Below are 25,030 nucleotides of genomic sequence, written 5' to 3'. Positions count from 1 at the left end.
GTCGGCGGATAAGGTGGTCGGGGGAGTGATGATAATTGCGTATCTTGCTTGTTGAGGACAACCAGGACCTGGCCGAGGGCCTGTCGGCGATCTTGCGCGGCAGTGGCTATGCCGTTGACGTCGTCAGTGACGGTGCGTCGGCGCATGCGGTGGCCGCCACCGAAACGTTCGATCTTGTCATTCTCGATCTCAATCTGCCGGAAATGGATGGCCTCGATGTGCTGAGGGCGATGCGTGCTCGCCAGAACCGCGCCGCGGTCTTGATCCTGACGGCAAGGGGCGCGCCCGAAGAGCGGATCAAGGGGCTCGACCTCGGCGCCGACGACTACATGATCAAACCTTTCGACGTCGGCGAGCTCGAAGCGCGCGTGCGCGTGCTCTTGCGCCGTCAGGCGGGCCTCAGGGCCTCGACCGTCAGTTACGGCAATGTGTCGCTCGATCTCAACACCCGCAGCTTCTCGTCCGGCGGCGCGCCGATCGAGATCCCGGCGCGCGAGCTCGGACTTCTTGAGCTTCTGTTCATGCGTGCCGGCAAGGTGGTCGCCAAGGATGCGATCATGCAGTCGCTGACAGGTTTCGACGACGACTTGAGCTCCAACGCGATCGAGCAATATGTCAGCCGGCTGCGCAAGCGGCTCGCACCGCATGGGCTGACCGTGCGCACCGCTCGCGGCATCGGCTACTATCTCGACAAGGCGGCCGGGCCGGAATGAGGACGACGGTCTATTCCCTCCGCCGGCGCCTGCTTGGCTGGCTTTTGATCTCGACGGTGGTGATCGGGGTCATTGCACTGATGGATACCTATCGCGAGGCGGTCACGACCGCCAACGTCGTTTCCGACCGTGTGCTTGCCGGCTCGGCGCTGGCAATCGCCGAGCGCGTGGTCGTGGCGGAAGACGGATCGCTCGAAGTCGACATTCCCTATGTTGCGCTGGAAATGCTGACTTCGGCCGCGCAGGACCGGGTGTTCTACCGGGTCGACGGGCCGCCCGGCCAGTTCATCACCGGTTACCAGACGTTGCCCTCGCTGGCGGAGGAGCCCGGCGCATCGACCACCTTTGCGGACTCGATCTTCCGCGGCGAACCGATCCGCATCGCGGCGCTTCGCCGCTCCGCGTCAACAGGCATCAATTCCGTGCCCTTCGTGGTCACGGTTGCCGAAACGACGATCGCGCGCCGACATCTGGCGCAGACGATCCTGGTGCGCTCGGCGCTCCGCCTCGGCATGATGATTGCCGGTGCGGCGGTGATCGTCTGGATCGCGGTTACCTTTTCCTTGCGCCCGCTCTACAGGCTGGGTGACGCGATCTCGGAGCGCAGTCCGGACGATCTGCATCCGATCGGCGAGCGTGTTCCGAACGAAGTCCAGGGTCTCGTCGATACGGTCAATTCCTTCATGGGGCGCTTGCAGTCGGCGCTCGATGCGCTTCGCAATTTCACCGGCAATGCCAGCCACCAGCTGCGCACGCCGCTCGCCATTATCCGCACGCAGCTCGCCCTGGCGCAACGCGCCGGCTCGATCGAGGACACGAGAAGTGCTGTGAAAAAGGCCGACGAGGCGGTCGCCAATGCCGAGCGCATTCTGGGGCAGTTGCTGCTGATGGCGAAGATCGACGCTGCCGGCAAGGACGAAACCGGTTTGCTGGAGCGCATCGATTTGGTCGAACTGGTGCGGGAGATAACGGCAGAGCATGTGCCGGCGGCCGGCGACGCGGATATCGATCTCGGCTTTGACGGCGAGGGCGAGGCTTTCATTCGTGCCGAGCCGTTGTTGATTGGCGAACTGCTCAAGAACCTGATCGGCAACGCGCTGCTTTATGCCGGTCGCGGTGCAGAAGTGACGAGCCGTGTCTTTGCGCGGGACGGTTCGGTGTCGCTGGAGGTGGAGGATAACGGACCGGGCATTCGGCCGGAATTGCACGAGACGGTGCTCAGGCGGTTCGAGCGCGGCGGCAGTGACGCGCCCGGCTCAGGGCTCGGGCTGCCGATCGTCGAAGAGATTGCCGAGCTTTACGGCGCGACAACCAGCCTCAGTGAGGGGGCTGACGGCAGCGGCCTCAAGGTGACCATCCGCTTTCCAGAGGGCTAAGCACGAATAGGCTCAGCCCGGCGCCGCCAAATACGGGCCGGTTGAGCGAAACCATCTGCGAGCGGTCAGGCGACACGCTCACGCGGCTGGGGCAATTCTAGTTTCTGGGGTCTTGCTTAGCGGCCGCGGTGGCCGAAGAAGGAAGCTGTCTCGCGGGTCTGTACCCGCAGCATCGCGTTCCAAAGCTGAAGAACGAAACGCGGCTGAAACTGGCTCGCAAGCTTGCGCTGCGACAACATGGGAAGTCTCCAATAGTTTTGAACGCCTGTCTTATAGTGCATCGCCAAGGATTTTGCCAGAGCGCGTGCGCCGGGGCAGCCCTGCGCGCCAAGCATATGTGGAAAACGGCTTGAGCCTGGCGATATAGCCTTCTGAACAAAATAAAATGCCGGGATGACTTTCGTCATCCCGGCCAGTTGGCTTCACTGGGAGGAGAGTATTGCTTTTAGGACTCAGGCCTTCTTGCGGTTCTTCTGTCGATAGACGTCGATGACGACAGCCGCGACGATGATCAGGCCCTTGACGATTTCCTGGTAGTAGGCGTCGACCCGAAGGAAGGTGAAGCCTGAGGTCATGACGCCAAGGATGATGGTGCCGATGACCGTGCCGGTGACCCGGCCGACGCCACCCGTCAGCGAGGTTCCGCCGATAACGGTCGCGGCGATCGCGTCCAGTTCGTACATAACGCCCATGCCGGCCTGTGCGGTCTGGGCACGGGCCGCGGTAACGACACCGGCGAGGCCTGCCAGCATGCCGGCGATGGCATAGACCTTGATCAGGTGCGCCTCGACATTGATGCCGGAGACACGGGCTGCCTGCACATTGGCGCCGATCGCATAGGTAAACTTGCCGTAGCGGGTGTAGCGCAGCGCGATGTGGAAGATGAGCGCGACGACCAGGAAGACGATGACGGGCCAGATGCCGGTTCCGATAAAGTTGAACTGATCGGTGAGGCCTGAGACCGGCTGGCCCTTGGTGTACCACTTGGAAATGCCGCGTGCCGAAACCATCATGCCGAGCGTGGCGATGAAGGGCGGGATCTTGGTGCGGGCAATCAGCTGGCCGTTGATAAAGCCGGCGAGTAGCCCGATGCCGATGCCAAGCCCGATCGGGACGATCGCCGGCATATCGGTGAGTGACGGATAGAGCGCGCGCGGCCAGGTGGAGGCCTGGGCGACGCTTGCCGAAATCATCGCCGTCATGCCGACGACGGAGCCCGAGGACAGGTCGATGCCGCCGGTGATGATGACCTGGGTGACGCCGACGGCGATGATGCCGATAACGGACACTTGCAGGATCATGATCGTCAGGCGCTGCGGGTTCATGAGGAAGCTCTGGCCGACGAAAATCCAACCGAGGATCTCATAGACCAGCGCGATGCCGATCAAGACCAGGAAGATGTTGAATTCAGGCGGCAAGCGGCGCCTTGTCCCTGAGAGCGGTGCGCTCGCGCCCTGTGCGGCGACATTGGTATCCATTTTCAGTCCTCCCTTTGGGGTCGTTTCCCGCTCAGCTCGCGGCGAGCTCCATGACCTTGATCTGGGTTGCTTCAGCCCTGTCGAGGAAGCCGGTGACGCGGCCCTCGTGCATGACCATGATGCGGTCGCTCATACCGAGGACCTCGGGCATCTCCGAAGAGATCATGATGACGGCGACGCCGTTGCGCGCGAGTTCGGTGACGAGACGGTGAATTTCCGCCTTGGCGCCGACATCAATGCCGCGTGTCGGCTCGTCGAGGATCAGGATGCGCGGATTTGTGAGCAGCCAGCGGCCGATCAACACCTTCTGCTGGTTGCCGCCCGAGAGGTTCTCGATGCGCTCCTGCAGGTTCGGCGTCTTGACACGCAGCTTTCGGCTCATTTCTTCGCAGGCCGCCGTGACCTGTTTTTCGGTAACGAAACCGCCCTTGACGAAGCGGTCCTGAAGCACGGCGATCTGCATGTTTTCGAGAATATCGAGGATCAGGAGACAGCCGGTGTCCTTGCGATCTTCGGTGAGAAACGCCATGCGGTTCCTGATCGCCGTGTTCGGACTGTCGATCGAAAGGGTCTTGCCGTCGATCGAAATCGTGCCGGAGCTTGCCGGCGTGACGCCGAAGAGGGTTTCGGCGACGTTCGAGCGCCCGGAGCCGACGAGGCCGGCAATGCCGAGGATTTCGCCGGCGCGCACGTCGAAGGAGACGTCGCGGAAGACGCCGCCAAGCGCGAGGTTCTTGACCGACAGGACAACGTCGCCGATCGGCACTTCCTCCTTCGGGAACATCTGGGTGATCTCGCGACCAACCATCATGCGGATGATGTCGTCGCGGGTAACTTCGCTTGAGGCGTGGGTGCCGATAAACTTGCCGTCGCGGAAAACCGAGAACTCGTCGGCGATCTCGAACAGCTCGTTCATCTTGTGGGTGATGTAGACGATGCCGATGCCCTGTTCGCGCAGGTCGCGAATGATTTCGAAGAGGTGCGCGACTTCGCGCTCGGTCAGTGCAGACGTCGGCTCGTCCATGATCAGGACGTCGGATTCGTAGGAGACCGCCTTGGCGATCTCGACCATCTGGCGATTGGCGACCGAGAGGTGGCGGACCTCGATCTCCGGATCGATCTTGATCTTCAGGCGATCGAACAGGCGGGCGGTGATGCGGTTCATCTCGCCGTGATCGACGAAGCCAAAGCGGTTCTTCGGTTCCCGGCGGATCCAGATGTTTTCCGCCACCGTCATGAACGGCATCAGGTTCAGCTCCTGATGGATCATGGCGATGCCGTTTTCGAGGGCGTCGAGCGGCGACTTCAGCCGGATTTCGGCACCTTTAAGCTTCACGTCGCCCTTGTCGGGCGTGTAGATGCCGGCGAGGATCTTCATAAGCGTCGATTTGCCGGCGCCGTTTTCGCCCATCAGCGCATGTACCGTGCCGCGCTTCAGCTTGAACTCGACATCGTCGAGCGCGACGACACCAGGGAATTCCTTGCGGATCCCTTCCGCAGAAAGAAGATATTCGGCTTTGGGTACCGCGCCGCTGGCGCGCACGGCTGCCATCGTTGTCGGACTGAGCGTCATGTTCCTTGCCTCCCCGTCGTTTCCGGCTGTCGCGGAAAGTCCTCGTCGCTGGCGGGTGACCAGCCCATCTTACCGCATGCGGCATCCATTGGACGCAGGCATTTGCGGACGGACCTGCATTTTAAAGGGGGAGCGCGGGTTTGGCCGCGCTCCCGACTGTGGCGATCAGTTCTTCGCCTGGTACTTGTCGAGGTTGTCCTTGGTGACGAGCTCGAAGGGAATGTAGACCTTCTTGTCCACCGGCTCGCCCTTTGCGAGCTTCAGTGCGGCGTCGACCGAGCCCTTGCCCTGGCCGGCGGCGTTCTGGAACACCGTGACGTCAAGGTCGCCGGCAGCCATCGCAGCGAGCGCATCCTGCGTAGCGTCGATGCCGCCGATGACGACGCTGTCCATCGAACGACCCGCGGCCTTCAGCGCCTGGATCGCGCCGATCGCCATTTCGTCGTTGTTGGAGATGACGGCGTCAAACTCAAGACCGGCCGAAAGCCAGTTCGTCAAGAGGTCCGAGCCCTGCGTACGCGACCAGTTGGCGGTCTGCTCCTCGACGATCTCAATGCCCTTGCACTGGTCGGTGGCAAGCACGTCGTGGATGTCCTTGGTACGCATGCGGGCCGCCTGGTTGGACAGTTCTCCCATCATCACGACGGCCTTGCCCTTGCCGCCGAGCATCTTGCAGATTTCCTGCGTCTGCAGCGTGCCGGATTCCTGCTCGTTCGATGCCACGAAAGCCTGCTTTTCCGGCAGCGTGTCGACATTGACCGGTTCGCGGTTGACGTAGACGAGCGGGATGCCGGCATCCGCAGCGATCTTCGACATGGCAGCCGTCGCATCGGTATCAACCGGGTTGACGATGATCGCGGTCACGCCGGCGGCGATGAAGTTCTGGATCTGGCTCTGCTGCTTGGAGACGTCGTTCTGCGCGTCTTCGATCTGCAGTTCGACGCCATCGAGCGTCTTGGCGTAGTCGGACATGCCGTTGCGCAAGACCGTCAGGAAGTTGTCGTCGAAAAGGGCCATGGACACGCCGATGGTCTCGGCATGGGCTGCCGTCGACATCATCATCGCCAGCGCTGTGCTGAGCACAAATTTCTTCATTGTCTTTCTCCTCCACAATGGTGCCCGGCGACACCTTCTCCTGCCGGGGACGCAATGCCGGATTGCGCTCATTCATTTCAAAAGCGGCACTCCCGCTGCGCTTTCGAATAAAACGGAATAAACGAACCAGTAAATTGCGATTACGGAATATGTATTCCATTTTATACGGACGCCGTCAAGGCCTGATGCGGCGCCCGCTGTTGATTTGCCGGCCTCGCGCCTGGGGGCGCTTAGATATGGCTTCGGATGTATTCCACGCTCTGTCCCACCGCGGCGGCGGGATCCGCCAATCCGTGGACTTCGGCGGCAAATGGCTCAAAGGAAAGTGGCCCTGCATAGCCCGCCGCGCGCAGGCGCCGAATCTGTCCGACATTGTCGAGCAGGTCGCTGTGATCGACGAGAACGCGGTGCGAATCACGCAGATCCGCCACCGCGACACGTTCATCCGCGACCCCGGAAATGTGGATGAGGCCGGTCATCTCAGGATAGATTGCAGGTTCGCCGGCGAGGTGGTGGTGGAACGTGTCGTGCACCAGGCGGAAGGTCTTTTCGCCGTCGACTGCCTTGATTGCGTCAACAGCTTCCGTCTTCGAGCGCAGCGAGCAGATCTCGAAGCCGAGCGGTTCGACGAGGCCGATGATTCTGGCCGTTTCGAGCATCGGTTTCAGTGCCGCCAAAGCTTTGCGAAGGTTTTCCTGCCGCTCGCCATCGGCCTGGCCCGTGCCATCATTGACGGGAACGAGGACAAGGGCCTTGGCGCCGCAGTCGCGCGCATAGGCGATCAGTTCTTCGGCTTCGGCCTGACGGGTCTCGTTCCATTCGTTGAAACGTTGAAGGGCATTGATCGAGATGATCGTGATGCCGTGATGGTCGGCGAGTACGGCGACATCCTTCGCCGGGGTACCGTCGAGGATCGCGTTGCCGGCGAGATCGTTGCGGATTTCGACAGAAGTCATGCCGAGCGATCTGGCGAGTTCGAAAAAGGCACCAAGCGGCAGGTTCGGCGTCGTCATGTGATTGAGGGCGAAGGGCAGGGCGATCACGGGAATGTCTCCTCCAGTGGGATGGGTCAAAGGCTATAAATAGAACGTTCATTCCATTTATAGCCTTGCGGACAATTCACCAACTGTTGGAGCGCAGTCAAAGCGCGCAACGCGCAAAGGTCTTGCATCCCTGCAAGATTGCCTTTCGTCAATGATGGAATTTTATCATGATGAGCTAGATGTTTTCCGGCGTGAAGAGATCGAACGGAAGGAAGGTTTGCCCCGGCGCCCCGGTCGGGCCCTTGTCGATCGCCTGGATCATCAGGTTGATCGTTTCGCGGGCGAGGGCTGCCGTCGGGGTCGATATCGCCAGTGTCACGACATCGTCGAGAAGGGCCGCACGGGAATCCGGTGTCAGCTCGTTGACGACAGCGATCAGTTTGCCCTCAAGCTTTTCCTCGCGGATTGCCGAGATCGCCCCTTCCATACCGCCACCGCAGACATAGAAACCGATCAGGTCCGGGTGGCGCTGCAGCAGATTGAGTGTCGCTTCATGGGTGATCTCGGCGGTGTCGAGGTTGACCATCGTATCCAGCACTTCGAAATCAGGTGCGTGCTCGCGAAAATAGGAACGAAAGCCAATCTCGCGAAGCTCGTGGCCGAGAAAGCGGTGGCTGCCGACGAAGGCGGCGACCTTGCCGGGGCGCTTGGCCGCCTTGGTGATCATCCACGCGGCTGTGCGGCCGACCTTGTGATTGTTGAGGCCGACATAACCTTCGCGGACGCCGGCTGCAAAATCCGAAAGCAGGGAGAAGACCGGAATACCGCGTTCCTTGAGTTCCTCGATTGCGGTAGTCACCGCCGGGTAATCGGGCGCGACGAGCGCAATGGCCTGGTTGCGCGCTGCGGCGGCCCGGAGCTTTTCCGTGATCGCCGATGGAGTGGAATTTGCGACGAAGTCGACCTGGGCGAAGACGCGGGCATGCGACAGCGACAGCGCCGCGCTTTCGATTTCCTTCGCGACTGTTTGGTAGAAAGCCTGCTCCGGCTTTTGCAGCACAAAGCCAAGCCTGTATTGCGGCAGGTCCTCAAAGACGCGCTGCCGGATCAAGCCCACGGCGTGATAGCCGATTGATTTAGCAGCCTCATAGACCCGGCGCGCGGTTTCCTCGCGCACGGGATGGCGCCCGTTGAGTACGCGGTCGACGGTGGCGACGCTGACGCCGGCAGTGCGCGCAAGGTCGGCAATTGTCGGTCGGTTGCTCATCGCGTCTCCTGATAGGTTTGCATCATGAATGAAATGCGAATGATGCTATCATTTGATAGAATATATCATTGCTGCATTGAGGCCTGGCAAAAGTCAACCTATCGTCATTGCACGACATGAGACGTCGCCGGCCAGATCGGGTCGGACCTCGGGGAGGAGCGCAAATGACGATGATGCCGACGAAGCGAGACTACAGCCTGCTTGGCCGAGATGCCCAGGCGGCGGTCGCCAACGGTCTCTCGGCCGCGGAGTGGTATCACACCGACATTCCGCGCAAGCAGATGAAGGAACTGATGAAGCGCGAGGATGGTCCGGCCATCCGCGACACCGCGATCTGGCTCGGCTGTCTCGTTCTGTTCGGCGCACTCGGCATCACCTTCTGGGGCACCTGGTGGGCCGTCCCGTTCTTCTTCGCCTATGGCGTTCTCTACGGTTCGGCCTCCGATAGCCGCTGGCATGAATGCGGCCATGGCACGGCCTTCAAGACGATGTGGATGAACGATGCCGTCTACCAGATCGCCTGCTTCATGATCATGCGCAATCCGGTCACCTGGCGCTGGAGCCACACCCGCCACCACACGGATACCGTGATCGTCGGCCGGGATCCCGAAATTGCCGTCATGCGGCCGCCGGATCTCATTCGCCTCGTCCTCAATTTCTTCGGCGTGCTCGATGTCTGGCACGCGATGATCGATATGGTGCGCAACACGTTCGGTATAATCAGCGCCGAGGAAGCGACTTTCATCCCTGAAATGGAGCAGCCGAAGGCGATCCTGGTCGCGCGCATCTGGTTTGCGATCTATGCCGCGACGATTGCCGCCTGTTTCTATCTCGGTTCGATCCTGCCTCTGATGCTGATCGGTCTGCCCAGGCTCTATGGCGCCTGGCATCATGTGCTGACCGGGCTGCTGCAGCATGGTGGTCTTGCCGACAACGTGACCGACCATCGGCTGAACAGCCGCACGGTCTACATGAACCCGGTGAGCCGCTTCGTCTATTGGAACATGAACTACCATGTGGAACACCACATGTTCCCGATGGTGCCTTATCACGCGCTGCCGAAGCTGCACGCCATGATCAAGCATGATCTGCCGGAACCGAACCCGTCGATGCTGCACGGCTACCGCGAAATGATCCCGGCCTTTCTGCGGCAGTTGCGGAACGAGGACTATTACCTGAAACGCGAGCTGCCGGCGACGGCAAAGCCCTACCGGGAAGAATTTCACAGCGATGCGATCGTGCACGCAGCCGAATAACCAACGAATGCCAGGAAATGGGAGGAAATCATGAGCGGAAACTGGGTTGAAGTCTGCGCAGCGGACGAAATCGACGAGGAAGATGTCATCCGCTTCGATCACGACGGACGCACCTTTGCGGTCTACCGCAGCCCCGACGATGAGTATTTTGCCACCGACGGGCTCTGCACCCACGAGCACATCCATCTCGCCGACGGGCTGGTCATGGACGACATCATCGAATGTCCGAAGCACAACGGCCGCTTCAACTACAAGACCGGTCAGGCCAAGGGTGCTCCCGTGTGCGTCAACCTGAAGACCTATCCCGTGAAGGTCGAGGCGGGAAGCGTATTCATCGCGCTCGGCTGAAACCGTTCTCGATAAGATTGGGCCGCCGCGGCGGGCAGGGAGGTTGAGATGGGTTCCATCGTCATCGTGGGCGCCGGCGAATGTGGCGCAAGGGCCGCCTTTGCCCTCAGGGAAAAGGGATACGACGGCAAGATCACACTGATCGGCGCGGAACCGCATCTTCCCTATGAGCGGCCGCCTCTTTCGAAGGATGGTCTCAAGGCAGAGGTCCCGCCGAAATATGTCGCCGATGCCGAGCGCTACGCGGCGGCAGCGATCGAAGTGCTGACGGATACCCGGGTCATGGCCATCGATCGCGCCGAAAAGCGCGTGACGCTCGCAGACGGAAGCAGCATCGCCTATGACCGGCTGTTGTTGACGACCGGTGCGCGAGCCCGAACTATCGACCGTATGGATGAGGCGCCACGCCGCATCTGCACGCTCAGAACCCATGCCGATGCTGAAGAGATCCGCCGCGAACTTTCGCCCGGCCGCAAGCTTGCGATCATCGGCGGTGGCTTCATCGGTCTGGAGCTCGCAGCAACGGCGCGCCGGCTCGGTGCTGCCGTATCGCTTATCGAAGGGTTGCCGCGCATTCTTTCGCGCGGCGTGCCGGAGAAGATCGCTGCAATCGTTGCCGCGCGGCATCGTGCAGAAGGCGTCGACATACGATGCGACGCGAAGATTGAACGTATCGACGCGGACGAAGGCCGTGCGCGGGTCGTTCTCGCCGGCGGCGAGACAATTGAGGCCGATCTCGTCGTCGTTGGCATCGGCGCGGTCCCGAACACGGAGCTTGCAGCCGTCTCCGGCCTTGCAATCGAGAACGGCATTGCGGTCGACGCAACGCTTCAAACCAGCGACCCGGATATCTATGCCGCCGGCGATTGCTGCTCGTTTCCGCTCTGTCACTATGGGGATCGCCGGATACGCCTTGAGGCGTGGCGCAATGCGCAGGATCAGGGAACGCTCGTTGCCGGCAATCTGCTCGGCGCAGGAGAGGCGATCACCAGCGTGCCGTGGTTCTGGTCCGACCAGTATGATCTGACGCTGCAGATCGCGGGGCTTGCCGAGGGTGCTGCAACGACCGTCAGGCGCGAACTTACCGACGATGCCTTCATTCTTTTTCATCTCGACGATACCGGTCGGCTGCTTGCGGCCTCCGGCATCGGCCCGGGCAATGCGGTGGCACGCGACATTCGGCTTGCCGAAATGCTGATTGCAGCCGGAAAGCGGCCGGATCCGCAGGCGCTCATCTCGCCCGAAACCAAGCTCAAAGCACTCCTCGCCGCCTAGCGTGAGCGGCAAATCTCGTCCTGTTTCCATGATTTCCGGAGCCTTCTCATGAAAAGCCACCGTCCGACCGTTGCCGATCTCCTGTCGATGAAGGGCAAGCGCCAACTCACCATGCTGCGTGTCGAAACGCTGGATGAGGCCGAAGCGGCGGAAGCCGCCGGCATCGATCTCGTCTCCGTCCCGCCGGAGCTCTTAGGGCCCGAGTTTCGTGAGGTGGCGCCGACCTGTTTTGCCTTTCCGGGCCTCGAATACGGCGACTACGTCACTGCGGAAGACTATATGCGTGCAGCCTTCAAGGCGCTGAAGGCCGGCGGCGATGCGGTCTATTGTGCGGCAGGGCTTTCCACCGTCCGGCGGATGCGCGAGGAGGGCATTCCCGTCTGCGGTCATGTGGGTCTCATCCCTTCCAAGGCCACCTGGACCGGCGGCTTTCGCGCCGTCGGCAAGACCGCGGCGAGCGCGCTCGAGATCTGGCGGCAGGTCAAGGCGCTTGAGGAAGCCGGCGCCTTCGCTGCAGAAATCGAGGTCGTCCCGGGAGAAGTTGCAGCGGCGATCAGTGCCAGAACCTCGATGCTGATGCTTTCGATGGGGGCGGGGTCAGGCTGCGACGCCCAATATCTGTTTGCCGCCGACGTGCTCGGCAGCAATCGCGGCCACGTGCCGCGTCACGCCAAGACCTACCGCAATTTTGCCGCGGAATACGACCGGCTTCAGCGCGAACGGATCACCGCGTTCTCGGAGTTTGCCGAGGATGTGCGCTCGGGCAGCTACCCGCAAGAGGGACACCTCGCCGGCATTGACGGCGCGGAATTGCGCGCGTTTCTGGCCGAACTCGAGCGCGGCTAAAGCCGTACGGCTTGCGCGGAAGAGGGGGCTTGGTATATTCCACGCGCCAATTCAACTTTTCTTTCCGCGACGGATCACGATTTGAGCGCCCTTCTTCAGGACAGTCTCACCTTTGTCGGCTTGCTGGCTGCGATTTATGCAGCGACGGTGGCGCTGTACTTCATCCTGGGTTACGGCATCACCTGGCTCAACGACCGCAATCCCGAGCGCCGCATCCAGAAGGGGCGGCGCGGCGAGAAGCGCAAGGCGATCGAGATCCGCCAGAGCATGGCCTCGATCCTCGTCACCTGCACGTCAGTCGCGATAGGCCTTTTCGTCCAGTACAAGGGATGGACCCTGTTCTCGCCCTGGGAGTTCAGCTGGTGGACGGCCGTTCCGCTCTTCGTGTTCTGCATGGTGCTCTTCGATGCCTGGTTCTATTTCGCCCACCGGCTGCTGCACACCAAACTCTTCTACAAGTACCATCTCCTGCATCACCGCAGTGTCGCGCCGACGGCCTGGAGCAACGATTCGATCGGCCTGGTCGATACCGCCATGAGCCAAGGCTATTACGCCGCCATCACCTTTTTCGTGCCGTTCCCGCCGATCATCCTCCTGGTGCACCGGTTGTTCGACCAGATCAACGGAACCTTCGGCCACGCCGGCTTCGAATACTTCGCCTCACGCACTGCGCGCTATCCCTCGCCGATGCTTTGCACGACCTATCACGACCAGCACCACGCTGAATTCAAGTACAACTACGCGAACTATTTCTCATTTTGGGACCGCGTGATGGGAACGGTCGCGCCGAACTATGATCGGCGGGTGGAGGCGTTTGAAGGCGAGGCGCCGGCTGTGAAGCTGCGAAAGGCAGCAGGGGCAGCGGGGGTGGCTGAAGGGTCGACGGCCGACTGAGGCGTTTTTGTGTCGACGGATCGCTTTCAAAAGGCCTTGACCTGAACTGGTTCGGCTTGATTTCGTTGTTTTCAATCGACTTTTCTGCGAAGTGAGTGGCTCGAATGAGATTTGAAGCCGCTCCAGGCGGCTGATGGATGGGAGCCGATGGTCGAGCCATCGCAGGATGAATTCAGCGTTGCGATGAAGCATGGTGCGGGGCATTACGCTGACCGGCCGGTGACATTGCTGGTGCGCGATCCCGACCATCGCCTCGGGCGGCGGCCCCGGCTTGCGCTGAGGCGCCGAGACCGGACGCCCAACACGGTGTTCCGCTCGTTCCTCATTGATGGGCGAGGCCGTGGGCGCTTCTACGGCTGGATGCCGGTGCAGTTGCAGGCGATGACCTTGCTCGTCGATGACGCAACGGCAAACAACAAGGCAGGGATTGAGCCGCAGATTACGATGCGACGGATGTCGTTGATCGAGGTCGCCGTTCTCATCGCCTTGCGGCGGACGTTGATCCTCCTGCAGATCATTTCACTCTTTCTCGCGGGTAACAGGAAAGGGGCAGAGTTTCGCTTCGTGCGACAATGCGATTCGCTTTCCGCTCCTGACTATCAAGACTGGATCGAGGCCCAGGCGCTGGCCGCGCTGCACGCGGACCGGGACGATCCCCAAAACTGGCCGCGAAGGCCACATATCCTCGTTTCGATAGATGGCAGGGACAGCGCTGCCGCCGCCGAAACCAGGATGTCGCTTGCAGCGCAGACCTGGCGCGATTTTCGTGAGATGCCTGCAGCGGACGTGATGATGATGGTGAACAGCGGTGAAGCGCTCGACGACCCCCTTTGGATGCGGCTGCCGGCGGGCATGCACGTTGCAGCGAATGTCCTGGAGCGGCTGGCTCGGCCTTTTGCCCGCTCAGACGATGTTGCGGTCGTCTATTGCGACGAAGACCTTATCGACGGACGCGGAAGGCGCGTGGGGCCCTTCTTCAAGCCGGCCTGGAACGAACCGCTGGCTGCCTCCGGATGGCTTCCGCTTGAAGGAGCGCTTTTTCGCCTGTCCGATATACCTGAAGGGATCGACTTGGAACATGCGTCGGCTGCTGAAATTGCCGTTGCCGTGGCGCGGGCGAAGCGGGGGAAGATACTGCATCTGCCCGAGATCCTGGTGCACAGAGGGCCGGCGTGCCGTCGTAGCTGCGATTTCTCAAAGACCGTCGAACCGAAGCGCGTCGGCCCGTCAGTCAGCGTGATTATACCGACGCGCGATAGAGCCGATTTGCTTGAGGCGTGCCTGAAGGGGCTCCTTGAGCGCACGGCGCCAGCGGACCTGGATGTACTCGTGGTCGACAATGAAAGTGTCGAGCCGGCTACTCTGGCACTGTTTACGCGCTACGAGCAGTCGGGTCTCATCCGTCGGATACCGCTTCCGGGCACCTTTAACTTTTCTCGGGCATGCAATATCGGCGTCGATGCAGCACTGCACGACCTCATCCTCCTGTTGAACAATGACGTGGAACCCATCGGCCCTCACTGGCTGGAACAGTTGGCGGGGGAGCTTGATGATCCGGCCGTCGGAGCCGTCGGTAACTTGCTGCTGTTCCCGGACGGCTTCGTTCAGCACGGCGGGGTTACGCTTGGCGCCGGTACGGTTGCCCGGCACAGCTTTCACTTTCTTGACCCTAAGGGACGGGGCGACAAGGGACTTCTCAATCAGCGCCGGGACATGTCGGCGGTGACTGCGGCCTGTCTGCTGACGCACAAGGCGCTCTGGCACCGTGTTGGCGGCATGGACGAACAAAAGCTGACAGTCGCCTTCAACGACGTCGACTATTGTCTGAAAGTTCGGGAAGCGGGCTTCCGTATTGTCTGGACGCCGGCGGCGGCAATGTTGCATAGAGAGAGCGTTTCGCGTGGGGCTGATGACACGCCACTAAAACTTCAGCGGTTTGCGCGCGAAGAACGAGCCATGCATGAGCGCTGGAGCGACACATTGAACGCCGATCCATACTACAATCCGAACCTCTCGCTCATCGCCGAAGAATATGTTCTGGAGGCATATCCGAGAAACCTGGCGCCGAGGTCGAGCGTTTGACGAGCGTGCGCGAACGATTGGCCCGCTGGATCGAGCCGCGATTGCCTCAACCGCGACTTCGGCAGGGTGCCAGCGGTAGCCCGCGACGGCCGGTGAAGCGGATCATCGTTTTCGGTCGCATACCGAACCCGACATTCGACTATTATCTCGCGGCTCGCCTCGAGGCGCCGGACATGCCACCATATGAGGTGGCCGATATCCGCGGCCGCGAAACGCCGGCTCTGGAAGCGGATGGAGCCTTCATTATCTTGTGTCGCTATGCATCTCCATCGGTTTTGCGCTGGATCGAACGAAATGCGGAACGCCTGTCCGGCGTGGGCCTGTTCCTCGACGACGACATTCCTGCGGTTGTAACGGGCAGGGACGCAGATTTCTTCTATCGCATATTCCTCTGGTACCGCGCTCTTTGGCCGCTTCGCCGATTGAGTCGGCATCTCGATCTCGTCTGGGCTTCGACACCGCACCTCGCGGCACGACTGGCCGGGGCGAAAGCCAAGGTGTTGCCGCCAGCGCCTCCGAAGGCGTCTTGGCAAACGGGCGAACATGATAATAATCGAACTCCTCGACCAAAGCGGGATGTCTTGATCGCCTACCACGCGACCGGGGTGCATCTAGAAGAGCATCGATTCCTTCGGCCAATCATAGTGGATGTGCTGCGCGAACGGCCACAGGCCCGGTTCGAAGTCTTTGCCGATCGGCGTGCCAAGGCAGTCTGGCAGGGCCTGGAGCGGGTGACGATCTGCGAACCCATGCCCTGGAAGGAATACTTGGCCGACGCGAAGACTCGGCGCATCGATATCATGCTCGTCCCACTCGCTCCGTCGCATGTTAATGAGAGCCGCGCGCCGACGAAGCGCATTGACGTGGCGCGATACAGAGCGGCGGGAGTGTTTTCGGAGAGCATTGCATATGGCTCGTCGCGAGGTTCGGAGGAGTTGCGCGTGCCTTACGATGCCGGAACGTGGCGTGAGGTCGTTCTACAACTTGTTGATGATGGCGAAATACGTCGCAGGGTTGCGATCGCGATGCGCCAAGCGGTATTGCAAATGACGGCGGCAGCGGATACGGGTCTTGAGGTTTTCGAAAGGCGGCAAGCCTAGGTCAATGTCGCGCGTTTGGTCGGGTTTAGGAGCCCGCGCCTTTTTACGTAAGGTATTTGCAATGACTTCCAAGATTGTGTTGCTTCGTCCCAAACGATATGGCGACGATCGCGGATGGTTTACCGAAGTTTATAGCGAGAGGGCTTTTTCCCGCTACGGTATCGACGACCGCTTCGTTCAGGACAACCATTCGCTTTCGGTTCCCGCCGGGACTTTGAGAGGCCTGCACTTTCAGACGCCCCCCTTTGCCCAGGCCAAGCTTGTTCGCTGCATCCGCGGGCGGATTTTTGATGTTGCCGTAGATATCCGCCGGAATTCACCCACCTTCGGGCGCTGGGTAGGCGCCGAACTTTCCGCTGAAAACGGCCATCAGCTCTATATACCGGTGGGCTTTGCTCATGGATTTTGCACATTGGATCGCTCTACGGAAGTAACATACAAAGTCTCGAATTTGTATTCGCCGCAGAACGATGGGGGTATCTTATGGAACGACCCAGCGATCGGTGTCGACTGGCCGCTGCCGCAAGGGGTTGTTCCGGTGTTGAGTCCGAAGGACGGGCAGCAGCAGCTGCTCAGCGATTTCGATAGTCCGTTCGACTATGACGGAACTCCGCTCGAATTGGTCGAAGTGTAATTTTAGAGGAATCGATCATGCGTATATTCGTCACCGGCGGCGCTGGCTTCATTGGATCGGCCTTGGTTCGGCACCTCATAGAGAACACGGAACATGAAGTTCTGAACTTCGACAAGCTGACTTATGCTGGCACCCTAACTTCTCTGTCATCCGTTGCCGCTTCGCCGAGATATAGCTTCAAGCAGGGCGACGTCTGCGACGAGCGAGTCGTGGCGACCGCGATCAGCGACTTCCAACCCGATGTGATTACCCACCTTGCCGCCGAATCTCATGTCGATCGATCGATCGATGGTCCTGGTGCCTTTGTTCAAACGAATATTGTCGGCACTTACACCATGCTGGCGGCGGCTTTGGACTACTGGCGCAAGCTCCCTACAGATCGTGCACAGAGCTTCCGCTTTCACCACATCTCGACGGACGAAGTTTTCGGCTCACTCGGCGAGACGGGTTACTTCACCGAAACCACACCCTATGATCCTCGCTCGCCCTATTCCGCTTCCAAGGCAGGCTCAGACCATCTCGTTTCCGCCTGGGGCCACACATTTGGTCTGCCCGTTCTGATCACCAACTGCTCGAACAACTACGGGCCTTATCATTTTCCGGAAAAGCTCATTCCGCTGATGATCGTCAAAGCACTCGCAGGCGAGCCGCTTCCCGTTTACGGCAACGGTACGAACGTGCGCGACTGGCTTTATGTAGAGGACCATGTCCGCGCGTTGCAATACGTATTCGAGAAGGGGGTTCCAGGCCAGACATATAACGTCGGTGGCAATTCCGAGCGACGAAACATCGATGTGGTGAAGACCGTCTGCGAAATTCTGGATCGGCAGCATCCGCGCGCAGACGGGCGATCTTACGGTGAACAAATCAGTTACGTCGCTGACAGGCCCGGTCATGATCAACGCTATGCGATTGATGCACGCAAGATTAGTGATGATCTCGGCTGGAAACCGGCCGAAAGCTTTGAAAGTGGCATCGAGAAGACTGTCGCTTGGTTCTTGGGAAACCGTAATTGGTGGAAAGAGATTATCGAACGCAGCCAGGCCGCGATGCGTCGAGGGCTGGGAGCATGAGTAAGCTTCGCATCCTTGTTACAGGCGGATCGGGTCAAGTTGGAACCGAACTACTTCGTAACGAATGGACAAGCGATGTTGAGATAGTCGCACCGACTCGCCAAGAATTTGACCTTTGTGACTTTGATCGCCTTGAACGCTACGTCACAGAGGGTGATTTCGCAGCTGTGGTCAATTCGGGAGCCTATACCGCAGTGGATCGAGCGGAGGACGATGTTTTGATGGCTTGGAAGATCAACGCACTGGCCCCAGCCGCGCTCGCGGCTGCGACCAAAAGATGCGGGATACCGATAATACACGTCTCGACAGACTATGTATTTGATGGAGCCAAAGATGGCGTTTATGTCGAGAACGATCCAGTTGCACCACTCGGTGTATACGGCGCTTCCAAGGAAGCTGGCGAACAGGCAGTCCGAACAGGAAATCCTAAGCACATCATTCTACGAACAGCTTGGGTTTTTGGAGCTACCGGAAGCAACTTTGTAAAGACGATGATCCGCCTAGGGCGAGAGAAACCAACTTTAAGAGTGGTCGATGATCAACTCGGATCGCCTACTGCTGCAACCGACATCGCTGAAACTTTGGTCAACGTTACCCGCCAGTTGATTGATGACAATAGTCCCAAGACCGGAACGTTTCATTTTGTCAACTCCGGGACGGCGACGTGGTACGAATTTGCTCAGGAAGTTTTTCAAGAGCTTCGTCGCCGTGGTGAAAAAACTCCTGTTTTGGAGCCGATTAGTTCAGATCAGTACCCTACGCGCGCGCGCCGGCCGCGCAACTCCCGGCTGTCAACTGACAAATTACGACGCGAATTGGGAACACAGCCGCGCGAGTGGACCGCTGCATTGCGGCAAATCATTGGTTCTCTTTGATCTATACTTAGGGGATTTTCGCTGCCGCCCGTTTTCGGCCGCGCAATCTGACAAATAGTGTGCAGGCGCCCTTCTTATTGGCGTCGCTTAGGATATTGAGAGGCAAAACTTCCATGAAGGGCATCATTCTCGCAGGCGGGTCCGGGACAAGGCTTCATCCGGCAACGTTGACGATTAATAAGCAGCTCATACCGGTATACGATAAGCCGATGATCTATTATCCGCTCTCGGTTCTAATGCAGGCCGATATTCGGGATATACTGATTATCTCGTCTCCTGAGCACCTAGAGAGCTACAGGCGACTGTTCGGTACAGGGTCGCAGCTAGGCTTGCGTATGCAGTATGCAGTGCAAGAGCAGCCAAACGGACTGGCGCAGGCGTTTACAATTGGTGAAGAATTCATTGGGCCAGACCATGTTGCTTTGGTCTTAGGGGACAACATTTTTTTTGGCGCGGGGCTTGCAGAGCTTCTCGAAAAGGCTCGGGATCGCAAGTCGGGGGCTACAGTTTTTGCATACGAGGTGGAAGACCCGGAGCGCTATGGGGTCGTAGAACTAGCCACTGATGGACACGCGATCAGTCTGGAAGAAAAACCCGAGAAACCGAAGTCTCGGTTCGCTGTAACGGGTTTGTATTTTTATGATAACCGCGTAGTTGAATATGCTAAGGGACTAACGCCGTCCCAAAGAGGTGAATACGAGATCACTGACATCAACAGAATATACATGGAGAAAGGGGCGCTATTTGTAGAAATTATGTCCCGCGGTTACGCTTGGTTGGATACTGGTACTCACGATAGCCTATTGGAGGCATCTGAATTCGTGCGTGTTATTCAGCATAGGCAAGGGACGAACATTGCGTGTATCGAGGAGATAGCGTTTCTTAACGGATACATTACCAGGGAACAGCTTATTGAGTTCGGGAAGCAGTATGAGAAAACAGCCTATGGCAGATATTTATTGAAGATTGGTGCCCAGTAACCTTGTTTCTACGAGATGGTTTTAGGCCGGATGGGTATTAGAGCTGCATATTCTTGAGAGTCGGCAGCATTTCGGTCTTTGATTTATCTGATTTCCGTTAAAAGTATGACGAACATGCCACTATGGAGAACAAATTTGAAAAGAGTGCTAGTAACCGGCGGCGCTGGCTTTATCGGGGGGCACTTGGTGAAGCGGCTCCTCCTCGACGGTTACGAGGTCGTGGTTCTGGATGATTTGAGTACTGGGCAACTTTCCAAGGTCCCCAATCAGGCCACCTTCCTCCAAGGAAGTGTTCTCGATAGAGAGTTGGTTGACGCGACCATCGAAAACGTCGATGCCTGCATCCATCTTGCCGCGATAGCCTCGGTACTCCGGTGCAATGGTGAGCTGGTATCTTCCCATGAAGTGAATGCGACGGGTTTTCTTCGTGTTGTGGAGGCGATATCTCGCATTAACCGGGATGTGCCACTGTTGTATGCGTCGTCTGCCGCGGTTTACGGCGCCAATGAATCCAGCCCATTGCACGAGGAACTAAAGACCGACCCGATATCACCGTACGGTGTAGATAAAATGAGCTGCGAGTTACACGCGCGCGCCGCCTATGAAGTTTACGGGATATCAACCTTTGGCTTTCGTTTTTTTAATGTGTACGGGCCCGGCCAGGATTCATCGTCCCCATATTCAGGTGTAATCACTAAATTCGCCGAAAAGATAAAGCGAGGCGAGAAGCTTTCAATATTCGGGGATGGCGAGCAGACACGAGACTTCGTATTCGTAGGCGACATAGTCGATTGCTTAGTCGCTGCATTGAGGCAAGGTACAACCGGTGCAAAGGTCCTAAACGTCTGTACAGGGGAAAAGGTCTCGATCAATGAGCTTGCGCGCATAATAACAGAGATATTCGAGACTGATCCTAATGTAGAACATACGGCAGCTATGGTTGGTGAAGTCCGGCATTCTGTCGGTGACCCGAGTAGGCTGATGGCGCAATTGGGTTGCGGTGCGACTACCAGTTTGAGAGAAGGGTTGCGATCGTTTCTTACGTAACTATTGAAACCAAATGGTCTCCGCGAACGCTGCGAACGAGAGTGGTGTAGGCGATCGTTGGACGTGGATTATTCCAGGCAGTTTTTGTCGCCGAAGGACGGTGCTGGATTTAGCGAAAACGCTGTCCGCGATTTAAGGGATCGCTGTCCGCGGGGACCAAGCAGATTTCGCGTTGGCGGAGTCGGGAACGCGGCAGGGGAATGCCTGTTCATCGCTTTGTGGCCGGCGTGGCCGACGCCTGCAGCAAGAGCTGCGCAGCTCCGACACATAGTCGTATACTCGGCAGGCAATCTGCGCGTTAGAGCTTACCACCGGCGTTCTTCGTTTTCTCCTCCTCCAATGCCCGCGACATCCAGACGTCGTTCCGCGGAACGAAAGGCTCCACGCGCCTAACGCGTTGGCCTCGGAAGTTTCGTCGGCGCAGTTTCAGGTTTCAGGCCGCGAGCTATGGCGGCGATCGCGCCGGCTTACAGCGACACCGTGTTGCGTGCGAATGGCACTTGCACGCGACAATGCACCTGAACAACCCGCGGGCGAATGATCTGGTTGCAGAGCTAGCCAGCATCTCAACCACTCCTTCGCAAGACTTGTAGAAGCTTGGCCACTCAGCCTGCCCAGTGACGCAAAAGTCGAAAGAAACCTTGATCCGCTAATGCTTCAGCGAGAACTACGGTTCCCTCGTCGTTAAGATGTATGTCATCATGAAACAACTCTGGGCGCTGCGCAAATGCACCCTCGATGTCGTAGTATGGTATCGCTGAGGCGAGACATATTGAACCGACGGTGGCGTTCGCGCGCCTTCGATTTGATATCCGCTCCTCGTATTCCGGTCGCGAAAATCTAGTTTTCACATAGTATCCTTCGTACATCTGAAGGTGAGGGGTGCTAATATAGCAGATTGGCAGTCCAAAATTGCGGCAGGCCATGATAGTAGTGTTGATCAGTCGGGCGCGATTTTCCACATCCATATTTGGACGAAAATTCTGGTCCCAGCCGCCCGGTTCTCCCCCTATTTCAAATACGGAACGAAGATAGGTGTCATCGCTCCAGAAACTTCGTACCTTGAAAGTGGCCTCAAGATCCATGATGCCTGTCATCAAGAATATACCTGCCGGCCAGAGTGGAATTATCTTATTCAGGATTGTATTCAGAAGATGCAGCGACGTAGCACCGCTGTAACCGCCATTCAGTACCTGAATTCCGTTGTCCAAACCCTGCTCAATTTGAGCGCAAATTCTGTTTCCCTCGTGAACGTAGATGCATTCCAGCACGCTGTCGCCGAGCCCGACGATTTTCTTTGGTGCCGTCCTTTCGCCTGAGATGATGAAACCATCATTGTCTGTCCGAACGCGGAAATCACTGCCGACAGGATTTCCCCCTCTAAGGGCACGATACTCTTCGCTCGGCGACGTCAAGAAGTCCAAATGCGGCTCAAACTCCTTGAGCCTAATTGCGCGGTTCCCCATACCCCTCCCCTGTTTTGCTTCCATTGCGGGCCATGGTTCTATTACATCGTTTGACAAAGCCGCAAGTGGGGCGAGACATAGTCAATCGCAGTGGGCGCCATAAGATGTTAATAGTCTTCATTCGTCACCGTTGACCAGTGAGGGCTGGAAACTGTGCCATCATTAGTGTTTGCGCCGTTGTCGACCAATCCATGATGGGGGCTTTCGTCGAACAGGCCAGAACGACGTTACAGTTCGGCTGGCGGTCCCGTCGGTCGGATTCGCCTCCTGTGAGCAGATATTCATTGATCAGCAAAGCGTCACCGACGTCAGCGTTCTTGAGGGCAGTGGAAACGACATCGGTCGATATCGAGTGCAGCAACTGGGATGCAGGGGGCAGGTTCAGAGTTCTTATGAACTCGCCACGTGGAAACACGCGGCTTGCGACCACATGAGAGGGAGGCTGATGATGACGAATGAAAACCGCATGTACAAAGCATTACCAGTTGCTAAACTTGCCATCTCCGGCACACTCGGTTGACCAGTACGGTGTCGGGAGGAAGCGCGTGCGGATTGGACGCCTCGATTTCGAGGCCAAGTACAGACCAGCGCTCGCATAACAAAGAGTGGAGTGAACGTATAGGCGCCAGAAGGCGCGGGGGGAACTAGTCAGATGGAGTTGAGTATTCAAGAACTGGCGGCGAAGTACAGCGCAGCGAAGGACGCGAACTATTTGTCATTCTATGCCAGCCAATTCGACGGCATCCGCCATCAAATCAAGAACGTCATCGAGCTTGGTGTCCAGGGCGGCGGATCGGTGAAAATGTGGCGGGACTATTTCCCTAAGGCGCAGATCTTCGGCGTCGATATCGACGACTGTTCCGCCGCCGCTCAGGGCGAGCGGATCCATTTTTTCCAAGGTAGGCAGGAAGACGGCGAGTTACTGAAGATGATCACGGATGAGATCGAGGGCGGGCAGTTCGATATTATCATCGACGATGCGGCGCATTTCGGCCTTTATTCGAAGCTCACCTATGAGCACCTGTTTGACGGTCACCTGAAGCCAGGCGGAACCTACATCATCGAAGACTGGGGCACTGGCTACTGGGACGACTGGCCGGACGGCAGCCGTCCTGATCCTGTCCCGCACGAGATGGAAAACAGGGATGTAAAAGAGACCAAATTCATCTACCGCGAAGACGAGGCGACCGGGCTCCTCCCGCGGACCTTCCACAGCCATCAATCCGGCATGGTGGGTTTCGTGAAGCAACTGGTCGATGAATCGCACCACGGGGCAATCAAGACCGCGATCCCGCGCCGAACTTCGAAATTCCAATATATGACCGTCACCGAAGGCGTCGTTCTGATTAAGAAAAAAGCCTGATCTTTATCGCAAGATTGAAACCGCCTACAAGGCAGGCCATTGATATAACGATTTCAGATGATGAACTCCAGAATTCGAAAGTTCATCAACGCGGTCTCAAAGACGCCTGTCGTTACGACCGGTGGCATCAACCTGCCGGTTGCCCCTAACCTAGGGGCGCAGTTGTAGTCCGGGGAGCATCAGCCAGGAGCAAGGCACCTTCTGTCCACGTTCTCCTATGCGGCACGCTCGTGATGGAGGTCGGCGCAGCCGTCGCCGTGCTAAGTAAGCGGTGCATAGACCCCCGTCTGCTGATAGCAAGCCATCGGGCTTACCGATCTGCGATCTTCGATGCCTACTTCTTCGTTAAAACCGCAAGATTGTCGCGGTTGCGTCGCGCGCCAGTTTCGAGGCTATCGTAGAATTCGACCGACGCGACCGTCGCTTCGAGGTTCAGCGCTTCGTCCGCAAGAATATATTCGGAGAAAAGAGGCCTACCCTGTTCAAGATCCACCAAAAGGTCCTTGGTTTTGATGGCACCGGGAACTTCAAGGCTCGGCGGCTGATAGTTCAAGTCTTCAATCCAATAGGTACCGCCTCGCACTAAGTGAGAAAACAAATACCCAAGGGCGATCTGTTGGTGATGCGAAGCATGACTCGCGTCCTCCACGATTACATCGAAAGGTCCAAAGTCAGCGAGCTTCATCAAGTCGTTTCGATTTCCCATGTCGCCCCGGACCACAGTGCAACGGTCGATATGCAAGTCCTGGAATTCATTGATGTCGAATCCGACAATCTGAGAGTTTGGGAAGTATTGAGACCACATTTCCAGCGACGGCGCTCGTCGACCAATCGCCTGGCCAATATCCCTCTTACTTGGGTCGTCCCATCCTGAATCACTTATATGAAGTAGACCGACTTCGAGCACCTTGAGTTGTTGATGACGGATAGGCTCGAAATATTCTGAATAGACGCGGGTATAAAAATGTTTCCCGAGATGAGAGTTACCCTTATCGGAGCCGTACAGGTTCGCAAGCCTAGTGGCCTCATCGCACTCGCATACATCGACGATGCGAGGGGAGTGGTCGGGGGCGATAGCCGAATTAGTTAGTTGCGACGAAGTAGCACTTCTTTCACGTGGACGGGAATGTCGCAACAGGTCGAGCAGTTTCATGCTAGCCCTTTCATTTTTGGTTTAGGCTTATCGCTGGGCAATGTAAAACCTTTAGTACCTCAGGATAAATTAGAGTGGCTGTTGAGGCCGTTCCCATCCCGCGCGCTACATGAGAGACCGGACCTCTTTAGCCACAATTTGAGGCTACGTAAT

The 25,030-nt window shown here is 58.3% G+C and carries 23 protein-coding genes; 15 read left to right on the top strand and 8 right to left on the bottom strand.

What is annotated here, in order from left to right; genetic code table 11:
* Nucleotides 1-35: 35 nt before the first annotated feature.
* On the top strand, nt 36-713 hold the full coding sequence (locus tag ASD01_RS06925; RefSeq protein ID WP_034800583.1) for a response regulator transcription factor: 678 nt from the start codon (nt 36-38) through the stop codon (nt 711-713).
* Complete coding sequence (locus ASD01_RS06920; RefSeq protein WP_060643721.1) at nt 710-2,089, top strand: sensor histidine kinase; 1,380 nt, start codon at nt 710-712, stop codon at nt 2,087-2,089. Before ASD01_RS06925 ends, ASD01_RS06920 begins: the two co-directional genes overlap by 4 nt.
* Before the next feature lie 116 nt (nt 2,090-2,205).
* Here the strand turns inward: ASD01_RS06920 and ASD01_RS37210 are convergent, their stop codons facing one another.
* From ASD01_RS37210 to ASD01_RS06890, 6 genes are all read right to left on the bottom strand, one after another.
* The gene (locus ASD01_RS37210) at nt 2,206-2,328 is read right to left on the bottom strand and encodes a hypothetical protein (RefSeq protein WP_255381084.1); all 123 of its coding nucleotides are present in this window, start codon (nt 2,326-2,328) and stop codon (nt 2,206-2,208) included.
* Between the two features lie 213 nt (nt 2,329-2,541).
* Nucleotides 2,542-3,567, bottom strand: a complete 1,026-nt coding sequence (locus tag ASD01_RS06910; protein ID WP_034800589.1) for an ABC transporter permease — start codon at nt 3,565-3,567, stop codon at nt 2,542-2,544.
* A gap of 31 nt (nt 3,568-3,598) precedes the next feature.
* Nucleotides 3,599-5,140 carry a sugar ABC transporter ATP-binding protein gene (locus ASD01_RS06905; RefSeq protein WP_060643720.1) on the bottom strand — a complete coding sequence of 514 codons (1,542 nt, stop codon included), beginning with the start codon at nt 5,138-5,140 and terminating at the stop codon, nt 3,599-3,601.
* Between the two features lie 165 nt (nt 5,141-5,305).
* The gene (locus ASD01_RS06900; protein WP_060521028.1) at nt 5,306-6,235 is read right to left on the bottom strand and encodes a sugar ABC transporter substrate-binding protein; all 930 of its coding nucleotides are present in this window, start codon (nt 6,233-6,235) and stop codon (nt 5,306-5,308) included.
* A gap of 230 nt (nt 6,236-6,465) precedes the next feature.
* Nucleotides 6,466-7,278, bottom strand: coding sequence for a TIM barrel protein (locus ASD01_RS06895; RefSeq protein WP_060643719.1), 813 nt, complete (start codon nt 7,276-7,278; stop codon nt 6,466-6,468).
* Between the two features lie 175 nt (nt 7,279-7,453).
* Nucleotides 7,454-8,485, bottom strand: a complete 1,032-nt coding sequence (locus ASD01_RS06890) for a LacI family DNA-binding transcriptional regulator (protein ID WP_060643718.1) — start codon at nt 8,483-8,485, stop codon at nt 7,454-7,456.
* Between the two features lie 164 nt (nt 8,486-8,649).
* Here ASD01_RS06890 and ASD01_RS06885 point away from each other — a divergent pair, with 164 nt between their 5' ends.
* The 12 genes from ASD01_RS06885 to ASD01_RS06835 all read left to right on the top strand — a co-directional run bounded on the left by ASD01_RS06885 (nt 8,650) and on the right by ASD01_RS06835 (nt 20,895).
* Entirely contained in the window at nt 8,650-9,741 is a 1,092-nt protein-coding gene (locus ASD01_RS06885) for a fatty acid desaturase family protein (protein ID WP_060643717.1), read from the top strand.
* 30 nt (nt 9,742-9,771) lie between these two features.
* A complete protein-coding gene (locus ASD01_RS06880) occupies nt 9,772-10,089 on the top strand; it encodes a MocE family 2Fe-2S type ferredoxin (protein ID WP_060583797.1) in 318 nt (105 codons plus the stop codon).
* 48 nt (nt 10,090-10,137) lie between these two features.
* A complete protein-coding gene (locus ASD01_RS06875) occupies nt 10,138-11,364 on the top strand; it encodes an NAD(P)/FAD-dependent oxidoreductase (RefSeq protein WP_060643716.1) in 1,227 nt (408 codons plus the stop codon).
* Nucleotides 11,365-11,412: 48 nt separating this feature from the next.
* On the top strand, nt 11,413-12,210 hold the full coding sequence (locus ASD01_RS06870) for a 3-methyl-2-oxobutanoate hydroxymethyltransferase (protein ID WP_060643715.1): 798 nt from the start codon (nt 11,413-11,415) through the stop codon (nt 12,208-12,210).
* A gap of 81 nt (nt 12,211-12,291) precedes the next feature.
* Nucleotides 12,292-13,104 carry a sterol desaturase family protein gene (locus tag ASD01_RS06865; RefSeq protein ID WP_060643714.1) on the top strand — a complete coding sequence of 271 codons (813 nt, stop codon included), beginning with the start codon at nt 12,292-12,294 and terminating at the stop codon, nt 13,102-13,104.
* A 147-nt stretch (nt 13,105-13,251) separates the two neighbouring features.
* Nucleotides 13,252-15,186 carry a glycosyltransferase family 2 protein gene (locus ASD01_RS06860; protein WP_060643713.1) on the top strand — a complete coding sequence of 645 codons (1,935 nt, stop codon included), beginning with the start codon at nt 13,252-13,254 and terminating at the stop codon, nt 15,184-15,186.
* A gap of 92 nt (nt 15,187-15,278) precedes the next feature.
* Complete coding sequence (locus tag ASD01_RS06855) at nt 15,279-16,286, top strand: glycosyltransferase family protein (RefSeq protein ID WP_060643712.1); 1,008 nt, start codon at nt 15,279-15,281, stop codon at nt 16,284-16,286.
* 61 nt (nt 16,287-16,347) lie between these two features.
* The gene (gene rfbC, locus ASD01_RS06850) at nt 16,348-16,920 is read left to right on the top strand and encodes a dTDP-4-dehydrorhamnose 3,5-epimerase (protein WP_060643711.1); all 573 of its coding nucleotides are present in this window, start codon (nt 16,348-16,350) and stop codon (nt 16,918-16,920) included.
* A 17-nt stretch (nt 16,921-16,937) separates the two neighbouring features.
* Entirely contained in the window at nt 16,938-17,993 is a 1,056-nt protein-coding gene (gene rfbB / locus ASD01_RS06845) for a dTDP-glucose 4,6-dehydratase (RefSeq protein ID WP_060643710.1), read from the top strand.
* Nucleotides 17,990-18,868 carry a dTDP-4-dehydrorhamnose reductase gene (gene rfbD, locus ASD01_RS34465; protein WP_082584580.1) on the top strand — a complete coding sequence of 293 codons (879 nt, stop codon included), beginning with the start codon at nt 17,990-17,992 and terminating at the stop codon, nt 18,866-18,868. The genes rfbB and rfbD overlap by 4 nt, the downstream gene beginning before the upstream one ends.
* Before the next feature lie 113 nt (nt 18,869-18,981).
* Entirely contained in the window at nt 18,982-19,848 is an 867-nt protein-coding gene (gene rfbA, locus ASD01_RS06840) for a glucose-1-phosphate thymidylyltransferase RfbA (protein ID WP_060643709.1), read from the top strand.
* A gap of 144 nt (nt 19,849-19,992) precedes the next feature.
* Nucleotides 19,993-20,895 (top strand): NAD-dependent epimerase/dehydratase family protein, encoded by a 903-nt coding sequence (locus ASD01_RS06835; protein ID WP_244495208.1) that lies wholly within the window; start codon nt 19,993-19,995, stop codon nt 20,893-20,895.
* Between the two features lie 605 nt (nt 20,896-21,500).
* Here ASD01_RS06835 and ASD01_RS06830 read toward each other — a convergent pair.
* Nucleotides 21,501-22,361 carry an SGNH/GDSL hydrolase family protein gene (locus ASD01_RS06830; protein WP_162250948.1) on the bottom strand — a complete coding sequence of 287 codons (861 nt, stop codon included), beginning with the start codon at nt 22,359-22,361 and terminating at the stop codon, nt 21,501-21,503.
* A 652-nt stretch (nt 22,362-23,013) separates the two neighbouring features.
* Between ASD01_RS06830 and ASD01_RS06825 the strand changes: the two genes are divergently transcribed.
* Nucleotides 23,014-23,724 (top strand): methyltransferase domain-containing protein, encoded by a 711-nt coding sequence (locus tag ASD01_RS06825; protein ID WP_060643707.1) that lies wholly within the window; start codon nt 23,014-23,016, stop codon nt 23,722-23,724.
* Between the two features lie 334 nt (nt 23,725-24,058).
* Here the strand turns inward: ASD01_RS06825 and ASD01_RS35395 are convergent, their stop codons facing one another.
* A complete protein-coding gene (locus tag ASD01_RS35395; protein ID WP_156623625.1) occupies nt 24,059-24,877 on the bottom strand; it encodes a class I SAM-dependent methyltransferase in 819 nt (272 codons plus the stop codon).
* Nucleotides 24,878-25,030 lie beyond the last annotated feature (153 nt).

Source organism: Ensifer sp. Root423, from assembly GCF_001426275.1.
GTDB classification, from domain to species: domain Bacteria; phylum Pseudomonadota; class Alphaproteobacteria; order Rhizobiales; family Rhizobiaceae; genus Ensifer; species Ensifer adhaerens.
The sequence above is the reverse complement of the archived record's forward strand: the minus strand, read 5'-3'. Positions and strand labels throughout refer to the sequence as shown.

Coding starts and splice junctions, on each gene's coding strand:
- ASD01_RS37210 (WP_255381084.1), bottom strand. CDS start 2,328: ATGTTGTCGCAGCGCAAGCTTGCGAGCCAGTTTCAGCCGCGTTTCGTT.
- ASD01_RS35395 (WP_156623625.1), bottom strand. CDS start 24,877: ATGAAACTGCTCGACCTGTTGCGACATTCCCGTCCACGTGAAAGAAGT.
- rfbD (WP_082584580.1), top strand. CDS start 17,990: ATGAGTAAGCTTCGCATCCTTGTTACAGGCGGATCGGGTCAAGTTGGA.
- ASD01_RS06905 (WP_060643720.1), bottom strand. CDS start 5,140: ATGACGCTCAGTCCGACAACGATGGCAGCCGTGCGCGCCAGCGGCGCG.
- ASD01_RS06910 (WP_034800589.1), bottom strand. CDS start 3,567: ATGGATACCAATGTCGCCGCACAGGGCGCGAGCGCACCGCTCTCAGGG.
- ASD01_RS06870 (WP_060643715.1), top strand. CDS start 11,413: ATGAAAAGCCACCGTCCGACCGTTGCCGATCTCCTGTCGATGAAGGGC.
- ASD01_RS06890 (WP_060643718.1), bottom strand. CDS start 8,485: ATGAGCAACCGACCGACAATTGCCGACCTTGCGCGCACTGCCGGCGTC.
- rfbC (WP_060643711.1), top strand. CDS start 16,348: ATGACTTCCAAGATTGTGTTGCTTCGTCCCAAACGATATGGCGACGAT.
- rfbA (WP_060643709.1), top strand. CDS start 18,982: ATGAAGGGCATCATTCTCGCAGGCGGGTCCGGGACAAGGCTTCATCCG.
- ASD01_RS06900 (WP_060521028.1), bottom strand. CDS start 6,235: ATGAAGAAATTTGTGCTCAGCACAGCGCTGGCGATGATGATGTCGACG.
- ASD01_RS06880 (WP_060583797.1), top strand. CDS start 9,772: ATGAGCGGAAACTGGGTTGAAGTCTGCGCAGCGGACGAAATCGACGAG.
- ASD01_RS06885 (WP_060643717.1), top strand. CDS start 8,650: ATGACGATGATGCCGACGAAGCGAGACTACAGCCTGCTTGGCCGAGAT.
- ASD01_RS06830 (WP_162250948.1), bottom strand. CDS start 22,361: ATGGGGAACCGCGCAATTAGGCTCAAGGAGTTTGAGCCGCATTTGGAC.
- ASD01_RS06860 (WP_060643713.1), top strand. CDS start 13,252: ATGGTCGAGCCATCGCAGGATGAATTCAGCGTTGCGATGAAGCATGGT.
- ASD01_RS06875 (WP_060643716.1), top strand. CDS start 10,138: ATGGGTTCCATCGTCATCGTGGGCGCCGGCGAATGTGGCGCAAGGGCC.
- ASD01_RS06825 (WP_060643707.1), top strand. CDS start 23,014: ATGGAGTTGAGTATTCAAGAACTGGCGGCGAAGTACAGCGCAGCGAAG.
- ASD01_RS06920 (WP_060643721.1), top strand. CDS start 710: ATGAGGACGACGGTCTATTCCCTCCGCCGGCGCCTGCTTGGCTGGCTT.
- rfbB (WP_060643710.1), top strand. CDS start 16,938: ATGCGTATATTCGTCACCGGCGGCGCTGGCTTCATTGGATCGGCCTTG.